Source organism: Streptomyces sp. AN091965, assembly GCF_022698285.1.
Taxonomy (GTDB): domain Bacteria; phylum Actinomycetota; class Actinomycetes; order Streptomycetales; family Streptomycetaceae; genus Streptomyces.
The window spans coordinates 6,441,421-6,464,720 of sequence record NZ_JALDMY010000001.1; the positions used below are offsets into that span (position 1 = coordinate 6,441,421).

Here is a 23,300-nt window from a genome sequence, read left to right on the forward strand (position 1 = left end):
CTTCCGTACGACCGTGCCGGGGCCTAGGCCTCGAACACCTCGCGCACCAGCTGCTCCTGCTCGGCCTGGTGCCGCTTGGCGGAGCCGACCGCCGGGGCGGAGCCGTGCGGCCGCGAGATGCGGCGCAGGCGCTCGCCGTGCGGGATGTCGGCGCCGACCGCCAGGTCCAGGTGGTCGATCAGGTTGAGGGCGATGAACGGCCACGCGCCCTGGTTCGCCGGCTCCTCCTGGGCCCACAGGTACTTCTCGGCGTTCGGGTGCTTGGCGATCTCCGCCTGGAGCTCGGCACCCGCCAGCGGGTACAGGCGCTCGATGCGGATGATCGCGACGTCCGTCGCGCCGCGCTTCTGCCGCTCGGCCTCAAGGTCGTAGTAGAACTTGCCGGCGCAGAAGACGACCTTGCGGACCGCGGCCGGGTCCACCGACGCGTCGCCGATGACGGGGCGGAAGCCGCCCGTCGTGAACTCTTCCGTCTTCGACGCGGCGGCCTTGAGGCGCAGCATCGACTTCGGTGTGAAGACCACCAGCGGCTTGTGGTGCGGGTTGTGCACCTGCCACCGCAGGAGGTGGAAGTAGTTCGACGGGAGCGTCGGCATCGCGACCGTCATGTTGTTCTGGGCGCAGAGCTGGAGGAACCGCTCCGGGCGTGCCGACGAGTGGTCGGGGCCCTGGCCCTCGTAGCCGTGCGGCAGGAGGAGCGTGACGCCGGACGTCTGCGCCCACTTCTGCTCGGCCGACGAGATGAACTCGTCCACCACGGTCTGCGCGCCGTTCACGAAGTCGCCGAACTGCGCTTCCCACATGACGAGCGACTCGGGACGGGCCAGCGAGTAGCCGTACTCGAAGCCCATCGCCGCGTACTCGGACAGGAGCGAGTCGTAGACGTTGTAGCGGGCCTGGTCCTCGGAGAGGTACTGGAGCGGCGTGTAGTCCTCGCCGGTCGTCTGGTCCACGAGGACGCCGTGCCGCTGGCCGAAGGTGCCGCGGCGGGAGTCCTGGCCCGCGAGGCGGACCGGGGTGCCCTCCATCAGCAGGGAGCCGATGGCGAGGGTCTCGCCCATGCCCCAGTCGATCGTGCCGTCCTCGACCATGGCCGCACGGCGCTGCAGCTGCGGCATCAGGCGCGGGTGCACGGTGATCCGGTCGGGGATGTTGACCTGGGACTCGGCGATCCGCTTGACGATCTCCTGGGAGACCGCGGTGTCCACGGCCACGGGGAACTCGGTCTGCGGGGCCGGGACCTCGGCCGGGGCCGGGGTCGTGGTGGCCTCGCGGACCTCCGTGAAGACCTTCTCCAGCTGGCCCTGGAAGTCCTGGAGGGCCTGCTCGGCCTCTTCCAGGGTGATGTCGCCGCGACCGATCAGGGACTCGGTGTAGAGCTTGCGCACCGAGCGCTTCTTGTCGATCAGGCTGTACATCTGCGGGTTCGTGAACGACGGGTTGTCGGTCTCGTTGTGCCCGCGGCGGCGGTAGCAGATCAGGTCGATGACCACGTCCTTGTTGAACGCCTGCCGGAACTCGAAGGCCAGGCGGGCCACGCGGACCACGGCCTCCGGGTCGTCGCCGTTCACGTGGAAGATCGGCGCCTCGATCATGCGGGCCACGTCGGTGGAGTACATCGACGAGCGCGCGGACTCCGGCGGGGCCGTGAAGCCGACCTGGTTGTTGATGACGATGTGGACCGTGCCGCCCGTGCGGTAGCCGCGCAGCTGCGACATGTTGAGCGTCTCGGCGACCACGCCCTGGCCCGCGAAGGCCGCGTCTCCGTGGAGGGCGACCGGCAGGACGGTGAAGTCCGTGCCCCCCTTGTTGATGATGTCCTGCTTGGCGCGGGCGACGCCCTCCAGGACCGGGTCGACCGCCTCCAGGTGCGAGGGGTTGGCGACCAGGGAGACCTTGATCTGCTCGCCGTCCAGGCCCGTGAAGGTGCCCTCGGCGCCCAGGTGGTACTTCACGTCACCGGAGCCGTGCATCGACTTCGGGTCGAGGTTGCCCTCGAACTCGCGGAAGATCTGCGCGTACGACTTGCCGACGATGTTCGCGAGCACGTTCAGACGGCCGCGGTGGGCCATGCCGATGACGACCTCGTCCAGGCGCGACTCGGCCGCGGAGTCGATGACCGCGTCGAGCAGCGGGATGACGGACTCGCCGCCCTCCAGGGAGAAGCGCTTCTGGCCGACGTACTTCGTCTGCAGGAAGGTCTCGAACGCCTCCGCCGCGTTCAGCCGGCGCAGGATGCGCAGCTGCTCCTCGCGCTCCGGCTTGGCGTGCGGGCGCTCGATGCGGTCCTGGAGCCACTTGCGCTGCTTCGGGTCCTGGATGTGCATGAACTCGATGCCGGTGGTGCGGCAGTACGAGTCGCGCAGGACGCCGAGGATGTCGCGGAGCTTCATCATCGACTTGCCGGCGAAGCCGCCGACGGCGAACTCGCGCTCCAGGTCCCAGAGCGTCAGGCCGTGCTCGGTGATGTCCAGGTCCGGGTGCTTGCGCTGCTTGTACTCCAGCGGGTCCGTGTCGGCCATGACGTGGCCGCGGACGCGGTAGGAGTGGATCAGCTCGAAGACCCGGGCGGCCTTCGTGACGTCGTCGTCGTGCGAGGCGTCGATGTCCTTGAGCCAGCGGACCGGCTCGTACGGGATGCGCAGCGCCTCGAAGATCTCGTCGTAGAAGCCGCCGTCGCCGAGGAGGAGGTTCGCGACGATCCGCAGGAACTCGCCGGAGGCGGCGCCCTGGATGACCCGGTGGTCGTACGTCGAGGTCAGGGTCATGACCTTGGAGATGCCCAGCTTGTTCAGGGTGTCCTGGGAGGTGCCCTGGAACTCGGCCGGGTAGTCCATGGAGCCGACGCCCATGATGACCGACTGGCCGGGCATGAGGCGCGGCACGGAGTGGACGGTGCCGAGGCCGCCGGGGTTGGTCAGGGAGACCGTGACGCCGGTGAAGTCGTCCATGCCGAGCTTGCCGTCGCGGGCGCGCCGGACGATGTCCTCGTAGGCCTGCCAGAACTCGAAGAAGTTCAGGGTCTCGGCCTTCTTGATGCCCGCGACGACCAGCTGGCGGTCGCCGTTGGGCTTCACCAGGTCGATGGCGAGGCCGAAGTTGATGTGCTCCGGCTTGACCAGCGTCGGCTTGCCGTCCTTCTCCACGAAGGAGTGGTTCATCGACGGCATGGCCTTGATGGCCTGCACCATCGCGTACCCGATGAGGTGCGTGAAGGAGATCTTCCCGCCGCGGGCGCGCTTGAGGTGGTTGTTGATGACGATGCGGTTGTCGAACAGCAGCTTCACCGGGACCGCGCGCACGGACGTGGCCGTGGGCACCTCCAGGGAGGCGTTCATGTTCTTCGCCACGGCGGCCGAGGGGCCGCGCAGGGTCACGAACTCGGGACCGGCGGGCGCCTCCGTCGCGGGCGCGGCCTTGGCCGCGGGCTTCGCGGCTGCGGGCTTCGCCGCGGCGGCGGGCTTGGCGGCGGGGGCCGGAGCCTTCGCGGCGGGCGCGGCCGGCGCGGCGGCGGGCTTCGCGGCGGGCGCGGCCGGGGCCGGGGCCGGGGCGGGGGACGTGGTGGGCGCGGCCCCCGCGGCCGCGTCACCCGCCGGCTTGGCCGGAGCGGCCGCGACGGACGCGCCTACCCCTGGCTTGTAGTCGGCGAAGAAGTCCCACCAGGCACGGTCGACCGAATTCGGGTCCTGGAGGTACTGCTGATAGATCTCGTCGACGAGCCACTCATTGGGACCGAACGCGGCAGCAGGGTTCTTGCCCTGCGCTTCTTGGTCGGTCGAAGTGCTCGAGTTACTGGGGGACTGTGGCGACACGGCGGCAACCGCCCTCTTCCGCTTCACAAGGTGATGGACAGCGGAAATAAAGGCTACGCCTCCATCGACGTCAGGTGCAGGCCGGGCCGGTCATCCGTCGCGTAAGTCACACTGGATTGCGAGTTTCGGGGCGGTAAATGGCGGGAAACTAGCGAGGTTTGCCTACGGCGCTGCCCCGCGTGGAGACCCCTTGGGCACGTCGACACGCGGTTGCGGCCCGTCCGGCGCGTGACCTGCGCGCCCGTGACTCGCTTCCACTTCGAACCTTACGTCAACTTCAGTCTTCGAGCAGGCCCGGAAGGCTGACCTGGATCCGGCAGCCGCGAGCCGATTCGGCCACCCCGATGTGACCGCCGTGAAGATCGACGGCCCAGCGGGCGATGGCGAGGCCGAGGCCGGTGCCGCCGTCGCCGCCGGGCGGGGCGCCGGCGTGCGCGCCCCGGTTGAAGCGCTCGAAGACCCGGTGCCACTCCGACTCGGGGATCCCGGGGCCCTCGTCGAGGACCTCCAGGTCCAGCGATTCCGGATAGGGGCCGCGCCGGGCCCGGACCGTGACGCGGCCGTGCGGAGGGCTGTGCTTCACGGCGTTGTCGATCAGGTTGGCGACCACCTGGTGCAGCCGCTCGGCGTCGGCGTGCGCCGTCAGCTCCGGAGGCGACACGTCCAGGTGCAGATGGACGTCCGTACGGGTGTGACTGCCGGAGCCGGATGACATCCCTTTGCGCGCGGAGGCGACCATATTGGCCTCCTTCAGGACCCCCGACAGATAGGGCCACACTTCGAAGCGGCGCGCTTTGAGCGGAACGACCCCGTTGTCCAGGCGGGAGAGGTCGAGGAGGGTGTCCACCAGGCGGCCCAGGCGCTCCGTCTGCTTCAGGGCCGTGCGCATCGTCTCCGGGTCGGCGGCCGAGACCCCGTCGACGACGTTCTCCAGGACGGCCCGCAGGGCCGCGATGGGGGTGCGCAGCTCGTGCGAGACGTTGGCGACGAGCTCCTTGCGCTGCTGGTCCTGGGCCTCCAGGTCGTCGGCCATGCGGTTGATCGTCGTGGCCACGTCGCCGAGCTCGTCGCGCCGGTCGGCGCCCCGCACGCGGCGCGTGTAGTCGCCGTGCGAGACCGCGCGGGCCACCGAGTTCATCTCGTCCAGCGGCGCGGTGAGGCCGTGGGCCACGAACTGCGTGATCAGCAGGGTGGCGATCACCGAGAAGACCGTGATGAAGCGCAGCTCGGTCTCGGTCTTCATGGCCACCATCAGCAGCCCGGTGGTGATGAACACCGAGACGACGACCAGCGTCCCGAGCTTGGTCTTGATGGAGAACGGCCTGAGCCCGCCGAAGGGACCGCTCATCCCCCCACCTCCACCCCGGTCGCAGCGCCACCTCAGACCCATGCCCGGGGTGCCGCCCGCCGTACCCCGCACGGCGCCGTGCGCCGTCGTACCGCTCCCGGCGCGCTGGGGCGTCGTGCCGCTCAGGGCGCCGGGGGGCGGGCCGTCGGCGGCGCCGGGGTCCGCGGTCATGGCGTCGGGGTCTCCAGGGCGTACCCGACGCCGTGAACCGTACGGATGCGCTCCGCGCCGATCTTGCGCCGCAGCGCCTTGATGTGGCTGTCGACCGTGCGCGTGCCGGAGGCGTCCGCCCAGTCCCACACCTCGGCGAGCAGCTGCTCGCGCGAGAGCACCGCGCGCGGGGTGTTGGCCAGACACACCAGGAGGTCGAACTCCGTGGGTGTCAGGTGCACGTCCTCGCTGCGCACCCGCACCCGCCGCTGCGCGTGGTCGATCTCCAGCTCGCCGAGCCGGAGGATGCCGCTGCGCGGCGTCGTCGCGGCCAGCGCGGCCCGCTCCACGCGGCGCAGCAGCACGTGAACGCGTGCGGCCAGTTCGCGCATGGAGAAGGGTTTGGTCATGTAGTCGTCCGCCCCGACGCCGAGCCCGACGAGCATGTCCGTCTCGTCGTCCCGTGCCGTCAGCATCAGCACCGGTACGGGGCGCTGGGCCTGCACGCGGCGGCAGACCTCCAGGCCGTCGAAGCCCGGCAGCATGATGTCGAGGATCAGTAGATCGGGCTGCCAGGCCTGGGCGGTGTCCACCGCCGCCGGGCCGTCCGCCGCCGTTTGCACGACGAAACCCTCGGCGCGCAGACGGGCGGCGATGGCGTCCACGATCGTCGGGTCGTCCTCGACCACGAGGACCCGGCGCTGTGCTCCTGGCATCGCCGCCGTGGCGCTGTTGTGGGAGGTGTGTGTCTGCTCCATCGCCCCGCCCCTGACGTGATCGCTTGGTGTCCGGTCAGCAGAGTACGGGGCGCGGAGGCACCTCGGCTACGCAGCCCTTGTCGCGAGATGGACCACGTCCGGTACGCCCCGGGCAACGGCGATCTCTTCCGTACGTACGTGATGGAATCCGGCATTCCGCAAAGCGGAGTCGAAAGCGGGTGACGGCTGCGCGGACCATACGGCCAGGACGCCGCCGGGGTTGAGACGGGTGTGACAGGCGGCGAGACCGGTGGGGGAGTAGAGGCTCTCGTTGCCCTGGGTGACGGTCCAGTCGGGTCCGTTGTCGATGTCCAGACAGAGGGCGTCGTACGTGGCGGGGGCCGTGTCGCCCGCGGTCCTGGGTGCGACGGAACGCGGGGATTCCGGTTCGTTGACGCTTGCGAATGCGCCCCTGACATATGCGATCAGATCGGTGTGCAGGATCTCCGTGCGCGGGTCGGCGAGCGCCTGCTCCGAGAGCTCCCCGAGCGGTCCGTCCCGATGCCAGTCGATGACGGCCTGCTCCCGCTCCACCACCGTGATGCGGCCCCAGCGGGGGTCCGCGGCCGCGTAGGCGAGCGAGAAGCCGACGCCCAGGCCGCCGATGAGCACGCTGGGCCGCGGGCGCCCGTCCAGCGCGTCGTACGCGGCGTCGACCAGGAGGCGCTCGGAGCGGCCGTCCGAGGTGTCCATGAGGAACGTGCCGTTGGCGATGATCTGGAGCAGGTCCCCGTGGCGCCGCAGCACGACTTCGCCGTAGGGGCCGTCGCGCCTGTCGAGGACCACGGGGGGATCGGGGCGGTACGGAGTGCGCATCCCCTCATCCTGCTGTCCCCGTCCCGCCGGCTCCAGGCAATTTGAGCGCCCCGGAGGGCCTCGACGGGCCCGTGCGGGACGCCGCGGAATGACGTCGGGTTGCTGTGGGTTCCTGTGAATCGCGTCGCACGTGGCGTCGGTCATAGACAGCGCGGGGACGATCGGTGAAGCGTGAACGTGATCGATTCGTGATGTAGTGAACGTGATCGATTCGTGATGCAGTCGCGTAGGAAGTTCCTAGTGAAGTTCCGTGACGGAGGGAGCGCCTCAGCGTGAACCGGACCATTTCTGGCGTGGGCACCTCTGTGGGTACTGGCGAGGGTGCTTCTGCGGGTTCTTCGGGGCCTGTGGGGTCTATGGGTTCTACGGGTTCTACGGGGTCTGGCGGGGGAGCCGGTGCGGCTTCCGGTCGGGGCTCCGGGGCTTCCGGCCCGGGCGGGCCCGAGGCGGCCGGCGGCGGAGACGTGCTGGGCGGGGCGTCCGGCGGGGACCTGCTGGACGGGATACCCCGCGAGGGCGTGCTGGACGCGATGCCGCGGCAGCGGCGGGTGGTCGCGGCCGGGACGCTCGCGGGGGCGGTGGGTGGTCTTGAGGGGGTGGCTTCCGGGGGCGGGGCCGGGGCTGGCGCCGCGGTCGGCTCTGGTGCCGGTGCTGGTGCCGGATTGGGCTCCGGATTGGGTTCCGGTTCGCTCGGGGCGGGCTCCGCTTCGGCCGGTCCGGCCGGGGCCGGTCTGGCTGTGGCTGGGCCGGGCCCCGACCCTGTCGCTTCGGTGACCGTGCCTGCCGCGCCTGTGTCCCTCGGCGCCGCCACGCTGGCTGGGATCCGCGGGCTGCGGCCCTGGCGGCTGCTGCCGACTCCCACGGGTACGCCCTTCACCTTCTGCTATGCGGTCGTCCTCCTCGTCACCTCGGTGGTCGCCGAGCACGCCGACCCGTCGGTGATCTCCTCGATGCATCAGGGGTCGAGCACGGATGTCGCCCATTTGGCGGACCGGCCCGTGTTCGTCCTCGTCGCCAGCGCGCTGTGGATCGCGGGCGGCATCACGTCGCCGTACGCCATCGGGTTCCTGTTCGTCCTCACCGCGCTCGAACGGCGCGTGGGCGCGTTGCGCGCCGCGGCCGTCTTCGTGCTCGGGCACGTCGTCGCGACGCTGGCCACGGAAATCCCGGTGGGGCTCTCCGTCCTCGTCGGCCACCTGCCCGGCACGTCGCTGCACCGGCTCGACTACGGCATCAGCTTCGGCGTCGCCGCGAGCGTCGGCGCCCTCGCGGGCGTCCTCGCGCCGTGGCTGCGCTGGGCGGTCCTGGCGGGCTTCGGCTGGATGCTCGTCGAGGACCTCATCGCGTTCACCGACCCGATGACGAACTGGGGTCATCTGCTCGCCCTCACGGTGGGCGTGGCGACGTGGCCGCTGCTGCGGGGCGGTGTGGGGCGGGCTGCGGCTTAGGGGTTCGCCGGGGCTCGGCGCCCTGGGCCGTGGCCGGATGTCTGGAGTCTTGTGCCCGGTGCCCGGTGCCCGGTGCCCGGTGTCTGGAGCTGGGGCGGGGCTTGGCGGTGGGGTTCGGGCCCGGCGGAAGCGTAGGCGCTGACGCCGGGCCCGGCTTGTGTTCCGGTCTTGGCTCCGGCGGCGCGCTCGGCTCTGGTGGCGGCCTTGGGCTGGGTGTGGCCTGGGCTTGAGCCGGGGCTGCGCTGCCGACCGGCCGGTGGCTTCGGCGGTGGCGGCCCTGGCGGCCGTGGCCCTGGCCTTGGCTGTGGTGCGGCCCCGGCCGCGGCACCTGAAATCTGTGATGGCGTCAGAAATCAATGTTCGCGGGACTCTTGCGGCGCAAGGCAATGCGCGACTATCTTGTACCGCATGACAAAGGAGCTGTCCGCGTCGCACGACCAGCGCCGTAGCCAGCTGCTGCGCGGGGTGCTCGATCTGTGCCTGCTCGCACTCATCGCGGAGCGGCCTCGGTATGGCTATGAGTTCGTGGAAGCCCTGACCGAGAGCGGCCTCGACCTGGTGAGCGAGGGGAGCATCTATCCCCTGCTCGCGCGCATGGAGCGGGCCGGCCTGGTCGATTCCTATCGCGCTCCGTCCGCAGCGGGCGGGGCGCCGCGCAAGTACTACCGCCTCACCGAGGCGGGCGCGGCCGAGCTGACCAGCGGCCGCACCACCTGGACCGCCTTCACGGGCGCGGTCTCCAGCACCTTGGGGACGTGACCAGGACGCACGACACAGCACGCAATGGGGGACGAAGCCATGACGTACGGAACGAAGAACGAAGCGGCGGCCGACGCAGCGACGGCCAACGCCACGGCGACCGGCGCAGCCGCAATCGGCGACACCGGCCTCACCCGCGAGCGCGTCCTGGCGATCTGCCGGAGCAACTGGGAGTACCGCGGAATCGACGACGCCTCCCTGCGCGAAATGCTCGGCGAGTTCTCCCACCACCTGGAGGAGGCCGCCGCCGCGGGCCGCACCCCGCAGGACGTGGTGGGGCCCGACGTGAAGGCGTTCGCCGCCTCCTGGGCTCGCGCGCACACGCCCCTGCCGCTGCGCGTCCTGCGCATGGGTGCCCTGATCCCCTTCGTCGTCGGCTCCCTGCTGCTGCTCACCCACCTCATCGACCGGACCCTGACCCTGTCGATAGAAGCGCCCCGGATCGCCTTCTACGGAGCGCTGGCAGCAGGCACCGTGACCTGGGAAATGCGGCGAGGGAACCTCGGCTTCAGAGGCTGGATCCTCATCGGCCTGGCCGTGTTGCCCGTAGCGGCGCTCACCGGCTGGCTCATAGGTGATGACCCGCTCTTCCACCTGCCGCTGTGGGGCACGCTGCTGTTCCTTCTGCCCGGCCTGCCGTACGCCATCAAGGACATCCGCGCGAGAAAGAGCGAGCCTTCGGAGGGCTGAGGGGACCGGCGCCACCGAGGGGGCGGCCATGTACGAGGGGGTGGGCTGGCGGGTGGCGGACCGGCGGGCGGCCGGGGCGGGACACCGGCCGACAGGTCGGGCCGGAGGCTGTCGGGACGGCCAACGTCCATGGCGGCCAGTGCCTGCGACGGCCGGTGCCTGCGACGGCCGAGGCCGACGGCCGCCGAAGAGCCGGGCGACGGATGCCCCAGTGGCAGGCAGCGACCCACGCGGCAGGTAAGACGATCACTGAGGTGAAGCGCGGGGCAGCTGGGCCGAGGCCGCCACGCGAGGCGACCCCGGCAGTCAGCAGCCCGTGGCGCCCATCAACGCCCCACCGCCACTGCTGGGCCGAGGCCGCCACGCCAGGCGACCCCGGCAGTCACCAGCCCGCCCCGCCCATCACTAGCCCACCCGTCACCAGCCCACCGCACCCAGCCAACGCCCCACCGCCACTCAAGACTCGTCCGGCCCCTTGCGGCGGGCGCTCGTCAGCGAAGCCACCACCCGCCAGCCGAGCGCCTCGTACAAGGCTCGTCCCTCCACGGTCCCGGCCAGGACGCCGACCTCGCAGCCCTGCTCGGCCGCGGCAGCCTGAAGCGTGCGCATGACCAGGCTGCCCAGGCCGCGGCGGCGGTGCTCCGGCGAGGTCTCGATCTGGTCGGCGACCGCCGTGCGGCCCGTCGGTGCCATCTGGCCGCGCGCCGCCCAAGAACCATCAGCCGCGGTCACCATCGTCCGTACGACACCGCCCCGCGTCCACGTGCGCAGCCGGTAACCCTCCGGTGCCACCAGGCGATCCGGGGCAACCGGGGACAGGGGCACCGTCATCAGGTAGCCCTCCTCCGGATCGACCCACCACTCCGGGCCGAGCCACGGCGTCACCCGCGACGGCTCGGCGAAGACCTTCAGCCAGATGTCCGCACCCGACACCGACGCCGCGACCTTGCGCACGTCGGCCTCCTGTACACCGCCCTGCGGCGAGCCGAAGACGTGCCGGGACGGATGCCTGGCCAGGCCGACGTCGATCGTGTAGCCCCATGGCTCCACCGCCGGGGGAGCCGCGCCGCGGGAGACGACCCAGCCGTCGACCCAAGCACGCACCGCCTCGTTCGCTCCCATGACCTCCAAGGCCTCTATGGCCCCCAAGGTCGCTGTGGCCTCCGTGGCCGTCGTAGCCCCCGTTGCTTCCATCCGTACGTCTCCCAACGTCGACTGGCCATGTAATGGACAGTCAAGAGGTGCAGCCATAACGAGTAATGGTTGAACTGGCTAGGTGAAAGTTACTGAGTCGCGTCGCTGTGGCGGCAGAGGTGATCGCTCACAGCGAACAAACCCCTGGGAACAATCAGGGACTCACAAGCATTGAGTCGGTATAGCTCAACTTGAATGCCGAAGGGGAGATCATGGCTGCTGAGTCCACGGCTAACACATCGCTCGCTCTGCCCGTGCTGCCGCTCGACGACGAGGTCGTGCTGCCCGGCATGGTGGTGCCGTTCGACCTGTCCGACGCCGACGTACGAGCCGCGGTGGAGGCCGCACAGGCCGCCGCGAGGTCCAGTGGGAGTAGCAGCAAGCCGAAGGTGCTGCTTGTTCCGCGCATCGACGGGACGTACGCGGGCACCGGTGTGCTCGGCACCGTCGAGCAGGTGGGCCGCCTGTCGGACGGTGACCCCGGTGCGCTGATCCGCGGGCGGGCCCGGGTGCGCATCGGCGCGGGCACCACCGGCCCCGGCGCCGCGCTGTGGGTGGAGGGCGCGCAGGTCGAGGAGACCGTGCCGGACCCGCTGCCCGGAGCCACGGCAGAACTGGTCAAGGAGTACAAGGCGCTGGCCACGAGCTGGCTGAAGAAGCGCGGGGCCTGGCAGGTCGTCGACCGCGTGCAGCAGATCGAGGACGTCTCGGCGCTCGCGGACAACTCCGGATACTCGCCCTTCCTCACCACTGAGCAGAAGGTCAAGCTCCTGGAGACCGAGGACCCGACGGTCCGTTTGAAGCTCGCCACCGAGCAGCTGCGCGAGCACCTGGCCGAGCAGGACGTCGCCGAGTCGATCGCCAAGGACGTCCAGGAGGGCGTGGACAAGCAGCAGCGCGAGTTTCTGCTGAGGCGTCAGCTGGAGGCGGTGCGCAAGGAGCTGCGCGAGCTGAACGGCCAGGAGGGCGAGGAGGAGTCCGACGACTACCGCGCCCGGGTCGAGGCCGCCGACCTGCCCGAGCACGTGCGGGAAGCAGCCCTGAAGGAGGTCGAGAAGCTGGAGCGCACGAGCGACCAGTCTCCCGAGGGCTCCTGGATCCGCACCTGGCTGGACACGGTCCTTGAGCTGCCGTGGACCGAGCGGACCGAGGACGCGTACGACATCAAGGGCGCGCAGGAGGTCCTGGACGCCGAGCACGCGGGGCTGGAGGACGTGAAGGAGCGGATCACCGAGTACCTGGCGGTGCGCAAGCGGCGCACCGACCGCGGCATGGGCGTGATCGGCGGGCGGCGCGGCGGCGCGGTGCTCGCGCTGGTCGGGCCGCCCGGCGTCGGCAAGACCTCGCTCGGGGAGTCGGTGGCGCACGCCATGGGGCGCAAGTTCGTGCGGGTCGCGCTCGGCGGTGTGCGGGACGAGGCGGAGATCCGCGGCCACCGGCGCACCTATGTGGGCGCCCTGCCGGGGCGGATCGTGCGGGCCATCAAGGAGGCCGGTTCGATGAACCCGGTGGTGCTCCTTGACGAGATCGACAAGGTGGGCTCGGACTTCCGGGGCGACCCGGCGGCCGCGCTCCTCGAAGTGCTCGACCCGGCGCAGAACCACACCTTCCGTGACCACTACCTGGAAGTGGAGCTGGACCTGAGCGACGTGGTCTTCTTGGCCACGGCCAATGTCCTGGAGGCCATCCCCGAGGCCCTGCTCGACCGCATGGAGCTGGTCCGCCTCGACGGTTACACCGAGGACGAGAAGGTCGTCATCGGCCGGGACCACCTGGTGCCCCGCCAGCTCGACCGGGCCGGACTCGCCGAGGGTGAGGTGACGGTCGACGAGAGCGCGCTGCGCAAGCTCGCCGGGGAGTACACGCGCGAGGCGGGGGTGCGCAATCTGGAGCGTTCCATCGCCCGGCTGCTCCGGAAGGTCGCGGCGCAGCACGAGCTGGGCGAGCGGGAGCTGCCCTTCACGGTCGGCGCGGAGGAGCTGCGCGGTCTGATCGGGCGACCGCACCACGTTCCGGAGTCGGCGCAGGACCCGGCCGAGCGGCGCACCGCGGTGCCCGGCGTGGCCACGGGGCTCGCGGTCACCGGGGCGGGCGGCGACGTGCTGTTCGTCGAGGCCTCGCTCGCCGACCCGGAGACGGGTGCGGCCGGTCTGACGCTCACCGGACAGCTGGGTGACGTGATGAAGGAGTCCGCGCAGATCGCGCTGTCCTTCCTGCGCTCCCACGGCGCCGAGCTGGAGCTGCCCGTCGGCGATCTGAAGGACCGGGGCGCGCACATCCACTTCCCGGCCGGCGCGGTGCCCAAGGACGGGCCGAGCGCGGGCATCACGATGACGACGGCGCTCGCGTCGCTGCTCAGCGGACGTCTGGTGCGCACGGACGTGGCGATGACCGGTGAGGTGTCGCTGACAGGGCGGGTGCTGCCGATCGGCGGCGTCAAGCAGAAGCTGCTCGCGGCCCACCGCGCCGGGATCACCACGGTGATCATCCCGAAGCGGAACGAGCCGGACCTGGACGACGTCCCCGCCGAGGTCCTGGAGAAGCTCGACGTGCACGCGGTGACGGACGTCCGGCAGGTGCTCGACCTGGCGCTGGCGCCGGCCGAGGTGAAGGTTCCCGCCGCGGCGTGACGGGCGCGGCGGGGCGGTGAAGGTCCGGGGCTGTGAGGGCCCCGGACCTTGCCGCACCCGCTTCTCAGGGGCGGGGCCGGACGGTCAGCCGTTGGCCAGGGCCTGGACGCGGTCGTAGGCGCCGTTGAACTTGTCGTGGTCGCCGACGATCGGGCCGGAGGACGTGTACTGCCACATGGTGTGGAAGCCCCAGCCGGCGGGGAGTTCGCCGGGGCTGGTGTTGTAGCGCGCGATCCACAGCGGGTGGGCGGAGGCGAAGCCGCCGTAGTTGCCCGTGCACTGCTTCCACCAGGTGGTGGCCGTGTAGATCACGGCGTCGCGGCCGGTGCGGGCCCGGTAGGTGTTCAGGAAGTCCTGGATCCAACTGACCATACCGCTCTGGGACTTGCCGAAGCAGGCGGCGCCGTAGGGGTTCCACTCGATGTCGAGGGCGCCGGGCAGGGTCCTGCCGTCGCGGGACCAGCCGCCGCCGTTGTCGACGAAGTAGTTGGCCTGGGCGGCGCCGCTGGAGGTGTCGGGGGTGGCGAAGTGGTAGGCGCCGCGGATCATGCCGACGTTGTACGAGCCGTTGTACTGCTGCGCGAAGTACGGATTGCGGTAGGAGGTGGACTCCGTCGCCTTCACGTAGGCCCATCGGACGCCGCTGTCCCACAGGGCCTGCCAGTTGACGTTGCCCTGGTGGCTGCTGACGTCGACGCCCTCCGTCTGGGCGGCGTCGCCGCCGCTCGGCCTGCCGCCCTGGCCGTCGTGTTCGATGACGCCCTGGCCCATGCGGGCGCTGCCGCGCGGCGGGATGTCGTCACCGTCGGCGGACTGCGCGGCGCCGGGCAGGGCGACGAGGAGCGCGAGGGCGGACAGGACGGCGAGGAGAACGCCCGCGACGGGATGTCCGCGGCGGGTCGTACGGGATCTGTGCACGGGCATGGCGTGCCTCCGAAAGGCCTCGTGGAGCCCGTTCGGCGCGGGCGTGGCCGAAGGTGTGGCGCTTCGCCGGTACGGCGGACGGGCTCGGTGGGGGGACCTGTCGACATGTCGCTGAACAGTCTGTGCCACTGGTACCCGTGGCACGAGGCTACTGGTGTGAACATGTCACTAATGAAGCTACGCACGTAGACAACGGGAGGGAAGGGGCTCTCGTGGCCGCCGTTGGTCTACGCCTGCGAAATACTGGGCGAGCTGCGGCGATGGCTGCGGCTGGCGAAAACTTTCAGGATCGGGAAAGTGCGGCAGGGGTGCTGACATGCGTGAGGACACGCACCACGGCGGGGGTTCGGTCGGGGACGGGACGGCGGTGGGCGGTGGTGTGGACCACGAGTTCCTCGCCCTGGAGCGGGAGCTGACGCTGCTGCTCCGTCGCGCCCGGGCCTCGTCCGGCGAGATGGCCCGCCAGGTCCACCCGGATCTCGAACCGGCCGCGTACGGGCTGCTCGCCTTCCTGGACGAGTCCGGGCCGCGGCGCGCCACGGACCTGGCCGCCTTCATCGGCGTCGGCAAGGCCACCATGAGCCGTCAGCTGCGGGCCCTGGAGCAGCTCGGCCTGGTCACGCGGGAACCGGACCCCGCGGACGGCAGGGCCTGGCTCGTGCGGCTCACGGAGGAGGGCCGGGACCGGTTCCGCACGGTGCGCCGCGGGCGGCGTGAGCGGTACGTGCGGCAGCTCGCCGGGTGGGACCGGGCCGAGGTGGCCGAGCTGGCCCGGCTGCTCCGGCAGCTCAACGCGCGGGCCGAGTTCTAGACGGCCGCGCTCCGGTCGCGCTCCGGGCCCGCTGAAGCCGCGCTCCGGGCCCGCTTCGGACTGGCGTCCCCTTCCCCTTCACGTAGTCCCGCTGGCGCAATTCCGCCTCGCGCGTGGGTACATGACCCGGCGCGACCGTGCCCGTACGGGCGGGCGTGCCGACGCCGTGGCTACAGCTCCGCGTACACCACGGCCGCGTCGTCGTGTCGCTTTCCGCGTGGGAACGCCGTGCCGTCCGGGTCCGCCGTCTCCAACTCGCGTACGCGCTCGACGAGTCCCCGCGGGCCGTCCTTGCGCAGCAGCGCGAAGCAGTCGGCCCAGCCGCCCTCGCGGAACGTCTCGACCCAGCGCCCGGCCCCGTCCGTGAGCGCGGCGAGGGCCGTGACGGCGGAGCGGGGCAGCTCGCCGGTGACCGCGAGGGCGGCGACGGCGGGGTCGGCGGCGGCGGTGTGGAAGCCGCCCTCCGCGTTCCGCAGCGCCTCGACGGCGGCCGCGTACTCACCGCCGAGCGCCCGCCGTTCGGCGGAGCCGCGTGGCAGCGCCCGTACGGCGTCGCGCAGTGCGCGCACGGCGGCCGGGAGCTCGTCCAGGCGCCGGTCGAGGACCGCGTCCACCACGCCGCCGGGCCCCGCGAGGAGCAGCGCCGAGTCGGACAGGACGAGGTACGAGACGCGCTCGGCGTCCCAGCGGGCGAGGACCACCGTCGCCTGCGGGGTGCGCGGGTGAGAAAGGTCACAGGTGTCACGGTGGGTGTCCGCGGTGCGCGAGACGGCCGTCGCGAGAATCTCAGGGAGCGTCAGATCCGGTCGTGAAACGGACAGTTCGCCCAGTGCGCCGCCGAGGCGCGCGGTGAACCAGGGGACGGAATGCAGACAGCCGACGTCCTCGGCCGGGGGCGTCACGCCGTCGAGCAGGACCAGTGATCCGCCCTGTCCGGACGCGGGCAGCGCGACCGAGGCGTAGTCCTCGTTGGGACGGTCGGGGTCGCCGGGTTCGGTGGCCAGTTCGATGCGCATCGGGTCAGTCTGCCCGAGGCCCGCCGGGGCCCGGCCGGAGGGCGCACGCCGACGCAGGGGCGGCCCGGCGGCGGTGGCCAGGGCAGGGGAAATCGGCCGGAATCGACGGCTCCGAAGGGTGTGGCGGCGCATCCTGCCAAAGCCGTCCACGGACGTCCAACCGGCGCACCGCGCGCGGCCCGCGCGACACGCAGCGTGACTTGCTCGCCAACTCCCAGTCGATGTTCACTCCTTCAGGTGGCCAGGCAGACGATGCGAGACTGCCGCGCACCGGCACTGGAATCGTCTGGCAAGGTCAGGGTCCGTGCCGGGAGCGCTCGCGTTGACGGATCGTCACCCGGGCCCTAGGGCAGACGAAAACAGGAATGCGAGCTCCGGTGCAAGAGATGCGGCCTCGGCGCGAAGGCAGCCAGAAGGCCCCGGGAAGGGCCAGACCGGGCGCCGCGACCCCTCCCTCCGGCCAGGGCACCGCCGCCGCGGGGCGCGAGGGCCGCGCGGAGAACCCCGCCGACGCGTCCGCGGAGGCCGCGCCCCGTACGGACCGGGCGGAGCCCCCCGCCCGCACCGAGCGCCCGGGCGAGACTTCGCCCAGAGCCCGACGCGGCACCGGCACTCCGGCGGACACCGACCTCCCGAGCGACGCCTCGCCCACGCCGCAGCGCGCCACCAACACCTCTGCGAACGCCGAGAGCCCGTCCGACGCTGCGCCCCGCAGCCAGCACGCCACCGGCGGCCAGGCCCGCCCCGAGCGCCCGACCGGTGCCCAGTCCCTGAGCGGCGCCCAGCCCCTGACCGGCGGCCAGTCCCCGACCGGCGTCTCGCCCGCGCTGCGGCCCGCCACCAGCACGTCCGCGGACGCCGAGCACCCGTCCGACGCTGCGCCCCGCAGCCAGCACGCCACCGGCGGCCACGCCCGCAGCGAGCCCCCGACCGGCGGCCACGCCCGCAGCGAGCCCCCGACCGGTGCCCAGCGCCCGACCGGCGCCTCGCCCAGGCCCCAGCACGCCACCCCCCAGCACGCCACCCCCCAGCCCGCCACCGGCACCCCGGCGTCCGCCGAGCCGACGCCCGGGCCGGACCAGCCGGTGCCGCAGCAGGCCGCTGCCGCCCAGCCGAAGGACCCGCAGGCCCCCGCCCCGCAGCCAGGTGCCGTCCAGGCCGCAGTCGCGCAGCCGGGTGCCGACGAAGCCACCCCCCGGGCCCCCAAGGCCCGGGTCCGCAACCGGCTCATCGTGGCCGTCGCCGTGGTCGCCGCCGCCGTGGCCGGGGCCGGGGCGCCCGCGATCATCGCCGCCTCCGGGGACCTCAACGACTCGCAGAGCCTCGTCACGCTGTCCGAGCTCACCCAGCAGGCCATCACGCTCAGCCACTCGCTGGCCGACGAGCGCGACGAGGTCACCGCCTACATCGCCGCCGGGCGCCCGGACGGCAAGGGCCTGTCCGAGAGCCGCAGCGCCCGCGTGGACCGGCGGATCGAGGAGCTGCGGGAGGCCGCCGCCGACGCGAACACCAACAGTTCCGTCACGGCCGGGCTCCGCCGGGACCTCGCGGAGCTCGCCACCGTGCGGCGCTCCGCGCTCACCGGCAGGAGCAGTGCCCTCGACGCCCACAAGGCGTACGCGAAGGCCATCGACGAACTCCACGCCCTCACCCGCGAACTGGCCGAGAAGCTGCCGCCGCGCGCGGGCTCCGGCGCCTACGCGCTCGCCGACCTCGACCACGCCGTCGACCAGGCGGGCGCCACCCGCGGCCTGCTCCTCGCCGCCCTGTCCGTGCCCCGCCCGGCGGCCACAGGGTCCACCGTCGACCCGGTCACCGGCCTGCCCACCTCCGGGGCCGACTCGTCGGACGCCGGGACCGGGCAGCGCGACGACCTCAGCACCGCGGCCCAGCAGGCCCACGTCCGCGAGCTCGCCGCGCTCGCCGACTTCCAGGGCGCCGCGCCCGGCAAGGCCCGCGCCACCTACGAGTCGACGGTCACCGGCTCCGAGGTGACCACCGCAGAGCAGTACCTGGGCCGGCTCACCGACGAGCGCGAGCTGTCCGCCGCCGACCAGCGCCTCGACCGGGACAAGGTCAACGCCGCCCTCTCCGCCCGCATCGAGGCCATGCGCGGCGCCGAGAACGCGCTCGCCGCCGACCGTACGAAGAGCCTCGCCGAGCTGCGTGACGACGATGTCACCGCCCTGGAGATCAGGGTGGCGCTCGTGGGAGCGCTGCTGCTCCTCGCCGTCGGCGTCGCCATGGCGACGGCCCGCTCGCTCACCCGGCCGCTCGCCGTGCTCCGCCTCGGCGCGGCCCGGGTGGCGGCGGCGCCCGCGACGGCGGAGCCGGTGCGGTTCACCGGCCGTGACGACGAGTTCGCTGCCGTCGTCCGGTCCGTCAACGCGCTGCACAGCCACGCCGTCGCTGTCCAGGAGCGCCTCGGTACGCTCGAAGCCGACCGCAAGCACCTCATCGGGCGGCGCCAGACGATGGCCGACGCCCGCCAGGCGATGGCCGACGAGCGCGACGCGCTGCGCGCCGAACTCGCCGAGGCCGCCACGCACCTGGACCGGGTGCGGCGCGGCATCCAGGGCACGTTCGTGAACCTCGCGCTGCGCACGCTCGGCCTCGTCGAGCGCCAGCTCGCCGTCATCGAGAACCTGGAGGAGCGCGAGCAGGACCCCGACCGGCTCGCCACCCTGTTCAAGCTCGACCACCTCGCCACCGTCACGCGGCGCCACAGCGAGAACCTCCTCGTCCTCGCGGGCGCCGACCACGGCCATCAGCACGCGGGCCCGGTGCCGCTCGTCGACGTCGTGCGCGCCGCGGTCAGCGAGATCGAGCGGTACGAGCGCGTCCGCATCGCCACGCTGCCGTCGCACGCGCACATCGCCGGGTTCGCCGCGGACGACATCAGCCACCTGGTGGCGGAGCTCCTGGAGAACGCGACGTCGTTCTCGCCGCCCGACTCCTCCGTCGAGGTGTCCGGCTGGCTCCTGGAGAACGGCGAGGTGATGCTCTCCGTACAGGACGACGGCATCGGCGCGAGCGTGGAGCGGCTGCGGGAGCTGAACGCGCGGCTCGCCGAGTACGCCGCGTTCTCCCCCGAGGACGCGTACGAGCACGAGAGCGGCGACGCGCTCGGGCTCGGCCTGTACGTGGTGGCCCGGCTCGCGGCCCGGCACGGGGCGCGGGTGCGGCTGCGCGAGCAGAAGCAGGGCGGCGTGGCCGCCGTCGTGGTGCTGCCCGACGGCATACTCACCGAGCCGCCCGCCGCCGTGGCCCCGGCGCCCGAACCGCCCGCTCTGCCGGGTGCCGCCGCGCAGCCGAACGCCGCTCTGCCGGATGCCGCCGCGCAGCCGAACGCCGTGCCGTCGGCCCCGACCCAGGCCGCCACCGGGCCCGTCGCCGTGCCCGCCGCCCGGGGCGGGGAACCGCCCGCGGCCCCGCCCGGTTCCGAGGCGGAGGCCGACTCCCACGAGCTGCCGACGCGCGCGGGGGAGCGGGACCTCCAGCCGGAGCTCCAGCCGGCGCTCCAGCCGGACCCCCTGATCGCGGCCGCCGAGACCACCCTGGAACTCCTGGCACCGACCTTCGGGACCGACCACCCCGACCGGCCCCAGGAGCCGTCGGCGCCCGCGCGGCCCGCCGACGAGGTGCCCGCCGAACCACCGGCCCGCCCCGAGCAGGAAGCGCCGACCCCGGCGCACCCCGGCCGCGTCGAGCCCGAGGCGGACACCCCGCCCACGGACGCGCCCCAGGTCTTCACCGCCAAGGGCCTGCCCAAGCGGACCCCGAAGGTCAGCCCGATCGCCGGGGGACTCACGCCCCGGCCGCGCCCCACCGGTGTCGACGCCGAGGAACTGCGGCGCAGGCTCGGGGGGTTCCAGCGGGGCGCCAGGAGCGGGCGGCGCGACGTGGCGGCGGAGCTCGCCGGGGAGGCGGCCCGCGGCCGGGGCACGGCCGGGCCCCGAGGCGCGGCGAAGGACACAGGCACAGCAGAGACCGCAGATGTTCCGGGGGACCCAGTCGAGGAGGCAAGCAGTTGACTGCGCCCATGCGCACGCCCGGTTCTTCCGCCCAGACCACGAAACCCGAGGAGTCCACGGAACCCGGACGGCCCGACGGGGCCGCAGGGCCCGCGCAGGCCGGGCCCACCGTGCACGGCCTGAGCAGCGAGGCCCGCAATCTGCACTGGCTCCTGACCAACCTCGTCGAGGAGGTCACCGGCATCCTCTCGGTCGCCGTCGTCTCGTCCGACGGCCTCCTGCTGCTGTCCTCCGACCCCGCCCGCAACGCCGAGCGCCGCCCCGCCCACCGCCCCACCGGGCCCCGGGGGTCGAGCGCGGACCTCGCCACCATCGTGTCCGGGCTCGGCAGCCTCACCCTCGGCGCGGCGCAGCTCATGGACGGCGGATCGGTCAAGCAGACCGTCGTCGCCATGGCCGAGGGCAGCCTCTTCGTGATGGCGATCAGCGACGGCTCGCTGCTCGGGGTGCACGCGACGCCCGACTGCGACATGACGGTCGTGGCGTACCACATGGCGCTGTTCGTCGGCCGGGCCGGGCACGTCCTGACGCCCGAACTCCGCAGCGAGCTGCGGCAGTCGCTGGAGAGCGTCTGATGGGCGCGGGCGCGGCGGCGCCCCGCCTGCCGGTGCGCGGCGCCGACCGGAAGCCCGCCCGGGTCCGGCCGTACTCGCTCACCGGCGGCCGCACCCGGTTCGGGCACGTCCTGCTCGTCGAGACGTTCGTGGCCGCGCAGCCCGCGCTCGAAGCGGCCGAGGAGCGGCGCGAGCTGGGGCGGGGCGACTCCCTGAGCGCCCGGGTGATGCCGGAGCTCCTCGCGATCGTGGAGCTCTGCCGCCGGATGCGTACGGTCGCGGAGATCTCGGCGCTGCTGAAGATACCGCTCGGCGTGGTCCGCGTTCTGCTCAGCGACCTCGCCGACCAGGGAAGGATCCGCGTGTACGGGACGGGCCACGGCCCGGGGCGGCCGGACCGCGCGCTGCTGGAAAGGGTGTTGCATGGGCTCCGCGGCATCTGAGACCCGGGTCCAGGAACTCCTCGACGGCGAAGAGGCCGTACAGGACTGGCAGCTGGACCGCACGCGCGCGCCGATCGCCACGAAGATCGTGGTCGCGGGCGGCTTCGGCGTCGGCAAGACGACGCTCGTCTCGGCCGTCTCCGAGATCACGCCCCTGCGGACGGAGGCGCTGATGACGCAGGCCAGCGCCGACACCGACGATCTGAGCGCGACCCCGGGCAAGACCACGACCACGGTCGCCATGGACTTCGGGCGCATCACGCTGGCCGACGACCTCGTCCTGTACCTGTTCGGCACGCCGGGGCAGCAGCGCTTCTGGTTCATGTGGGACGACCTGGTGCGCGGCGCGATCGGCGCGGTCGTCCTCGCCGACACCCGCAGGCTCACCGACTGCTTCGCCGCGCTCGACTACTTCGAGAGCTGCGGGATTCCGTACGTCGTGGCGGTCAACCACTTCGAGGGCACCGAGCGCTACGAGGCGGAGGACGTCCGCGAGGCGCTCACCGTGGCCGACCGGATACCCGTGCTGATCATGGACGCGCGGCAGCGGCCCTCCGTGATCGAATCGCTGCTCGCCCTGGTGGGCCACGCGCTGGACGAAACGCCCGAGTGACGGCTCGGGCGTGCCCGCGCCCGTGCGCCCGCCGCGTTCCATGAGGTAGGGAAGGACCCGCATGCGCAAGATACTCATCGTCGGAGCCGGTCAGTCCGGTCTCCAGCTCGCGCTCGGACTCCAGTCAGGGGGGTACGAGGTCACGCTGATGTCCAACCGCACGGCGGACGAGATCCGTTCGGGCCGGGTCATGTCGACGCAGTGCATGTTCGCCACCGCGCTCCAGCACGAGCGCGATCTGGGGCTGAACTTCTGGGAGTCACAGGCCCCGGACATCGAGGGCGTCGGCGTCTCCGTCGCCGGGCCCGACTCCGCCCGCGTCATCGACTGGGTGGGACGGCTCGACGGCCACGCGCAATCCGTCGACCAGCGCGTGAAGATGGCCGGGTGGATGGAGACGTTCGCCCAGCGCGGCGGCCAGCTCGTCATCCACGGCGCGGCCGTCGGCGACCTCGACTACTTCTCGCGCGCCTACGACCTGGTCCTGGTCTCGGCGGGCAAGGGCGAGCTGGTGTCGATGTTCGAGCGCGACCCGCGGCGGTCGCCGTACGCCGCGCCGCAGCGGGCGCTCGCCGTCGCCTACGTCCACGGCCTCGGGCCGCGCCCGGAGCACCCCGAGTTCGACGCGGTCCGCTGCAACCTCGTGCCGGGGGTCGGCGAGCTGTTCGTGATGCCGACGCTCACCACGTCCGGACGGGCGGACATCCTCTTCTGGGAGGGCGTTCCGGGCGGCCCGCTCGACGTCTTCCAGGGCGTGAAGGACCCCGGCGAGCACCTCGCCCTCACCCTGCAACTCCTGGAGAAGTTCCTGCCCTGGGAGTACGCGCGCGCCACGAAGGCCGAGCTGACCGACGCGGGCGGCACGCTGGCCGGGCGGTACGCCCCCACCGTGCGCAAGCCCGTCGGGCGGCTGCCCTCCGGCGGCCTCGTCCTCGGCGTCGCCGACGTGGTCGTCGCGAACGACCCGATCACCGGGCAGGGATCCAACTCCGCCTCCAAGTGCGCGGCGTCGTACCTGACGTCCATCGTGGAGCACGGGGACCGGCCCTTCGACGAGGCCTGGATGGAGGCCGCGTTCGAGCGGTACTGGGAGACCGCGCGGCACGTCACGAAGTGGACCAACGCGATGCTGGCGCCGCCGCCTGAGCACGTCATCGGCCTCCTCGGGGCGGCGGGCGAGCTCAAGCCCGTGGCCGACCGCTTCGCCAACGGCTTCAACGATCCGGCGGACTTCGAGGGGTACTTCTACGAGGCCGCGCGCGCGGAGGCGTACCTGGCCGAGGTGGCCGGGGCGTAAGTC

The 23,300-nt window shown here is 72.4% G+C and carries 17 protein-coding genes; 10 read left to right on the forward strand and 7 right to left on the reverse strand.

Annotation, left to right across the window (positions count from 1 at the left end; all coding sequences use genetic code 11):
- Nucleotides 1–23: 23 nt before the first annotated feature.
- The 4 genes from MQV74_RS27530 to MQV74_RS27545 all read right to left on the reverse strand — a co-directional run bounded on the left by MQV74_RS27530 (nucleotide 24) and on the right by MQV74_RS27545 (nucleotide 6,884).
- The gene (locus tag MQV74_RS27530) at nucleotides 24–3,812 is read right to left on the reverse strand and encodes a multifunctional oxoglutarate decarboxylase/oxoglutarate dehydrogenase thiamine pyrophosphate-binding subunit/dihydrolipoyllysine-residue succinyltransferase subunit (protein ID WP_242722893.1); all 3,789 of its coding nucleotides are present in this window, start codon (nucleotides 3,810–3,812) and stop codon (nucleotides 24–26) included.
- 277 nt (nucleotides 3,813–4,089) lie between these two features.
- On the reverse strand, nucleotides 4,090–5,160 hold the full coding sequence (locus tag MQV74_RS27535; RefSeq protein ID WP_242729198.1) for a HAMP domain-containing sensor histidine kinase: 1,071 nt from the start codon (nucleotides 5,158–5,160) through the stop codon (nucleotides 4,090–4,092).
- A gap of 167 nt (nucleotides 5,161–5,327) precedes the next feature.
- Nucleotides 5,328–6,068: a response regulator transcription factor gene (locus tag MQV74_RS27540; RefSeq protein WP_016641312.1), complete on the reverse strand. Its 741-nt coding sequence runs from the start codon at nucleotides 6,066–6,068 to the stop codon at nucleotides 5,328–5,330.
- Nucleotides 6,069–6,134: 66 nt separating this feature from the next.
- Nucleotides 6,135–6,884: a spermidine synthase gene (locus MQV74_RS27545; protein ID WP_242722896.1), complete on the reverse strand. Its 750-nt coding sequence runs from the start codon at nucleotides 6,882–6,884 to the stop codon at nucleotides 6,135–6,137.
- A 791-nt stretch (nucleotides 6,885–7,675) separates the two neighbouring features.
- Between MQV74_RS27545 and MQV74_RS27550 the strand changes: the two genes are divergently transcribed.
- From MQV74_RS27550 to MQV74_RS27560, 3 genes are all read left to right on the forward strand, one after another.
- The gene (locus MQV74_RS27550; RefSeq protein ID WP_374120796.1) at nucleotides 7,676–8,332 is read left to right on the forward strand and encodes a rhomboid-like protein; all 657 of its coding nucleotides are present in this window, start codon (nucleotides 7,676–7,678) and stop codon (nucleotides 8,330–8,332) included.
- 408 nt (nucleotides 8,333–8,740) lie between these two features.
- Nucleotides 8,741–9,091 carry a PadR family transcriptional regulator gene (locus MQV74_RS27555; protein WP_242722899.1) on the forward strand — a complete coding sequence of 117 codons (351 nt, stop codon included), beginning with the start codon at nucleotides 8,741–8,743 and terminating at the stop codon, nucleotides 9,089–9,091.
- 39 nt (nucleotides 9,092–9,130) lie between these two features.
- Nucleotides 9,131–9,781, forward strand: a complete 651-nt coding sequence (locus MQV74_RS27560) for a DUF1048 domain-containing protein (protein WP_242722902.1) — start codon at nucleotides 9,131–9,133, stop codon at nucleotides 9,779–9,781.
- 456 nt (nucleotides 9,782–10,237) lie between these two features.
- Here the strand turns inward: MQV74_RS27560 and MQV74_RS27565 are convergent, their stop codons facing one another.
- Entirely contained in the window at nucleotides 10,238–10,903 is a 666-nt protein-coding gene (locus MQV74_RS27565) for a GNAT family N-acetyltransferase (RefSeq protein ID WP_242722905.1), read from the reverse strand.
- A gap of 284 nt (nucleotides 10,904–11,187) precedes the next feature.
- On the opposite strand from MQV74_RS27565, the gene lon reads away from it, so the two are divergent.
- Entirely contained in the window at nucleotides 11,188–13,605 is a 2,418-nt protein-coding gene (lon, locus tag MQV74_RS27570) for an endopeptidase La (protein ID WP_242722931.1), read from the forward strand.
- Between the two features lie 84 nt (nucleotides 13,606–13,689).
- On the opposite strand, the gene MQV74_RS27575 is transcribed toward lon, so the two are convergent.
- Nucleotides 13,690–14,529: a lysozyme gene (locus tag MQV74_RS27575; RefSeq protein ID WP_242722934.1), complete on the reverse strand. Its 840-nt coding sequence runs from the start codon at nucleotides 14,527–14,529 to the stop codon at nucleotides 13,690–13,692.
- A 316-nt stretch (nucleotides 14,530–14,845) separates the two neighbouring features.
- On the opposite strand from MQV74_RS27575, the gene MQV74_RS27580 reads away from it, so the two are divergent.
- Nucleotides 14,846–15,340, forward strand: a complete 495-nt coding sequence (locus MQV74_RS27580; RefSeq protein WP_242722937.1) for a MarR family winged helix-turn-helix transcriptional regulator — start codon at nucleotides 14,846–14,848, stop codon at nucleotides 15,338–15,340.
- Between the two features lie 170 nt (nucleotides 15,341–15,510).
- On the opposite strand, the gene MQV74_RS27585 is transcribed toward MQV74_RS27580, so the two are convergent.
- Nucleotides 15,511–16,356 carry a hypothetical protein gene (locus MQV74_RS27585; RefSeq protein WP_242722941.1) on the reverse strand — a complete coding sequence of 282 codons (846 nt, stop codon included), beginning with the start codon at nucleotides 16,354–16,356 and terminating at the stop codon, nucleotides 15,511–15,513.
- Nucleotides 16,357–17,441: 1,085 nt separating this feature from the next.
- Here MQV74_RS27585 and MQV74_RS27590 point away from each other — a divergent pair.
- From MQV74_RS27590 to MQV74_RS27610, 5 genes are all read left to right on the forward strand, one after another.
- Nucleotides 17,442–20,390, forward strand: coding sequence for a sensor histidine kinase (locus MQV74_RS27590; protein ID WP_374120797.1), 2,949 nt, complete (start codon nucleotides 17,442–17,444; stop codon nucleotides 20,388–20,390).
- 8 nt (nucleotides 20,391–20,398) lie between these two features.
- A complete protein-coding gene (locus MQV74_RS27595; protein WP_242722944.1) occupies nucleotides 20,399–20,965 on the forward strand; it encodes a roadblock/LC7 domain-containing protein in 567 nt (188 codons plus the stop codon).
- On the forward strand, nucleotides 20,965–21,387 hold the full coding sequence (locus MQV74_RS27600; RefSeq protein WP_242722947.1) for a DUF742 domain-containing protein: 423 nt from the start codon (nucleotides 20,965–20,967) through the stop codon (nucleotides 21,385–21,387). Before MQV74_RS27595 ends, MQV74_RS27600 begins: the two co-directional genes overlap by 1 nt.
- Nucleotides 21,368–22,000, forward strand: a complete 633-nt coding sequence (locus tag MQV74_RS27605; protein WP_242722950.1) for a GTP-binding protein — start codon at nucleotides 21,368–21,370, stop codon at nucleotides 21,998–22,000. Before MQV74_RS27600 ends, MQV74_RS27605 begins: the two co-directional genes overlap by 20 nt.
- Before the next feature lie 61 nt (nucleotides 22,001–22,061).
- On the forward strand, nucleotides 22,062–23,297 hold the full coding sequence (locus tag MQV74_RS27610; protein WP_242722953.1) for a styrene monooxygenase/indole monooxygenase family protein: 1,236 nt from the start codon (nucleotides 22,062–22,064) through the stop codon (nucleotides 23,295–23,297).
- The last annotated feature ends 3 nt before the right edge of the window (nucleotides 23,298–23,300 follow it).